General features: G+C 46.0%; 1 protein-coding gene. It reads right to left on the bottom strand.

All coding sequences use genetic code 11. The features are described from left to right. A partial coding sequence (locus R0J87_RS22760) for an NAD-binding protein (RefSeq protein WP_498889193.1) occupies positions 1-206 on the bottom strand: 206 nt, incomplete at its 3' end. Positions 207-252 lie beyond the last annotated feature (46 nt).

Below are 252 nucleotides of genomic sequence, written 5' to 3'. Positions count from 1 at the left end.
CGTTGCCCCATTTCTGTTTCCGGCATAACGACACGATCTGCGCCAATTTTATGCAGTATTTTTGCGTGATACCTGTCTTTTGCTTTGACCCAAACCTGCTTAACGCCAGATTCTTTCAGAATCAGGGTGGTCAGAATACTGGCGTTAACGTTATCGCCAATAGCCACCATGGCGATATCGTAATCATCCAGCTTGAGCTCAGACACTGTATCTTCATTAGAGCAATCAGCGACGATAGCTTGAGTGACATGC

The organism is Halomonas sp. SIMBA_159, assembly GCF_046536035.1.
GTDB lineage: Bacteria > Pseudomonadota > Gammaproteobacteria > Pseudomonadales > Halomonadaceae > Vreelandella > Vreelandella venusta_A.
This window is presented reverse-complemented; position numbering and strand designations above follow the sequence as displayed.